We start from the raw sequence: 2,148 nt of genomic DNA, 5'->3' as shown, positions 1-2,148 counted from the left end.
GGGCAAGCGCGCCTTCTATTCGATCCTGCTGATGCCGATGATGGTGGTGCCGGCGGTGGCCGGCTACATGTTCTTCATGCTGTTCCAGTCGGGAGGGCCGGTGAACGACATCTTGTCGGCGCTCACCGGATCTCCCGTCACCATCGCCTGGCTGTCGGATCCGACTCTGGCGCTGATCGCGGTGATGGTCGCCGACATCTGGCAGTGGACGCCGCTGATGTTCCTCATCCTGCTTGCCGGTCTGGTCGGCGTGCCGGAGGATCAGATCAAGGCGGCGACGCTGCTCGGCGCCAATCCCTGGCAGCGCTTCGTCACCATCGTGCTGCCGAAGATGAAGACGATCATCATCATCGCGCTGGCGATCCGGGTGATCGAGAACTTCAAGATCTTCGACACGCTCTACATCATGACCGGCGGCGGTCCAGGCGTCGCCACCGAAACCATCTCGGTCTACATCTACAAGCTCACCACTCAGGATTTGATCTGGGGCTATGTGGCGGCGATCGCGCTGGCCATTCTGGTCGTGCTGTCGATCGTCGCGCTGTTTGCCATGAAGCGCATGGCGCGGGCACGCGAGGTAGCGGCATGAGCGCGATCCACTTGCAGAACCTGGTCAAGAAATTCGGCGACTTTACCGCGCTCAAGACCATGGACCTGGCAATATCAGACGGCGAGTTCATGGCGCTGCTCGGCCCGTCGGGCTGCGGCAAGTCGACGACGATGAACATGATCTCCGGCATGGAAGAGCCGACCGGCGGCAAGATCCTGTTTGGCGAGCGCGACATGGCCGGCGTGCCGATGGGCCGGCGCGGCGTCGGCTTCGTCTTCCAGAACTACGCCATCTTCACGCATATGACGGTGCGCCAGAACCTTGCCTATGGACCAAAAATGCGGGGGGCTGCCAAAGCCGAGATCGATCGCCGTGTCGGCGCCATCGCCGAGATGCTGCAGCTTTCGCCGCTGCTCGACCGCAAGGCCGACAGGCTGTCGGTCAACATATTGCAGCGGGTGGCGATCGGCCGCTCGGCGATCATGGAGCCGGCGATCTTCCTGCTCGACGAGCCGCTGTCCAATGTCGACGCCGCTTTCCGGGCCGTCATGCGCACCGAACTGAAGCAGCTGCAGCGGCAGTTCCGCCAGACCATGGTCTATGTCACCCACGATCAGCTTGAGGCGATGACCATGGCCGACCGCATCGCGGTCATGGATCATGGCGTGCTGCAGCAGGTCGGCACGCCGCTCGAGGTCTACAACGATCCGGCCAATGTCTTCGTCGCCCGCTTTATCGGTGCGCCGGGCATGAATCTGCTCAAGGGCAGGCCAGCGGAGAGCGACCGCGGACTGGTCGTCGATCTCGGACCGGTGGGCGTCACGCCGCCGCTGCCGGGCGAACTCGCAGCGGCCGCGCGTGGTGCACGCGGCGAGGTGCTTTACGGATTCCGGCCTGAACAGGCGACGTTGGTGCAGAATGGGCAGGGGCTCGCAATGCCGGTGACCTTTGTCGAACGGATCGGTGCGCGCACCATCGTTCATCTCGGCCAGGGCGAGGCGGCTGTGAAAACGGTGTTCGACAATGATGTCGGACTGGCTATCGGCGACACCGCTGTCATCGCCCCCACTACGTCGTCGGTGCGCGTCTTCGACGCCGCTACCGGCCGCGCCATGAGGGTGGGAGGCTGAGATGTTGGTCCGGCAAATTTTCGCAAGTTGGCGCCGCCCCTCACCCTTACCCTCTCCCCGTGTAGAGACGGGGAGAGGGGGGCGTCATCGTTGGAGCTTCTCCTTTCTCCCCGTCCCTATACGGCGAGAAAGTGCCGGCAGGCGGATGAGGGGCGGCGCCGGCGTTCGCTACCTGTCACTGATCCGTGGAGCGACCTGAGCCATGGCCGATATCGTCTTTCGCAACGTGACCAAACGCTACGGCAACACACTTGCCGTCGACGACGCCTCGTTCACCGTCAACGACAATGAGTTCTTCTGCTTCTTCGGTCCGCCGCTGTCGGGCAAGTCGACGATCCTGCGCCTGGTGCTCGGGCTGGAGACACCCGATACCGGAGAAATCCTGATCGGAGGCAGGCCGGTCAACGCGATGTCGCCGGCCGAGCGCAACGTGGCGATGGTGTTCCAGAACCTGGCGCTGTTCCCGCA

Annotated in this window: 3 protein-coding genes; all 3 read left to right on the top strand. The window is 63.5% G+C overall.

Annotated features, from left to right (window positions below; translation table 11 throughout):
* Positions 1 to 589 (top strand): sugar ABC transporter permease (locus EOD15_RS33185; protein ID WP_148129786.1); only part of this gene is annotated, 589 nt, incomplete at its 5' end.
* Positions 586 to 1,680: an ABC transporter ATP-binding protein gene (locus EOD15_RS33180; protein ID WP_127317895.1), complete on the top strand. Its 1,095-nt coding sequence runs from the start codon at positions 586 to 588 to the stop codon at positions 1,678 to 1,680. The genes EOD15_RS33185 and EOD15_RS33180, both read left to right, overlap by 4 nt.
* Before the next feature lie 202 nt (positions 1,681 to 1,882).
* Positions 1,883 to 2,148 (top strand): ATP-binding cassette domain-containing protein (locus EOD15_RS33175; RefSeq protein ID WP_148129785.1); only part of this gene is annotated, 266 nt, incomplete at its 3' end.

This window comes from Mesorhizobium sp. M7A.T.Ca.US.000.02.2.1, from assembly GCF_003996995.1.
In the GTDB taxonomy this organism is placed as follows: domain Bacteria; phylum Pseudomonadota; class Alphaproteobacteria; order Rhizobiales; family Rhizobiaceae; genus Mesorhizobium.
Note: the sequence above shows the minus strand (reverse complement) of the source record. Positions and strands in the feature narration are given on the sequence as shown.

What these genes read in the sequence shown, in the direction of transcription:
- EOD15_RS33180 (WP_127317895.1), top strand. Translation starts at nt 586, where the DNA reads ATGAGCGCGATCCACTTGCAGAACCTGGTCAAGAAATTCGGCGACTTT.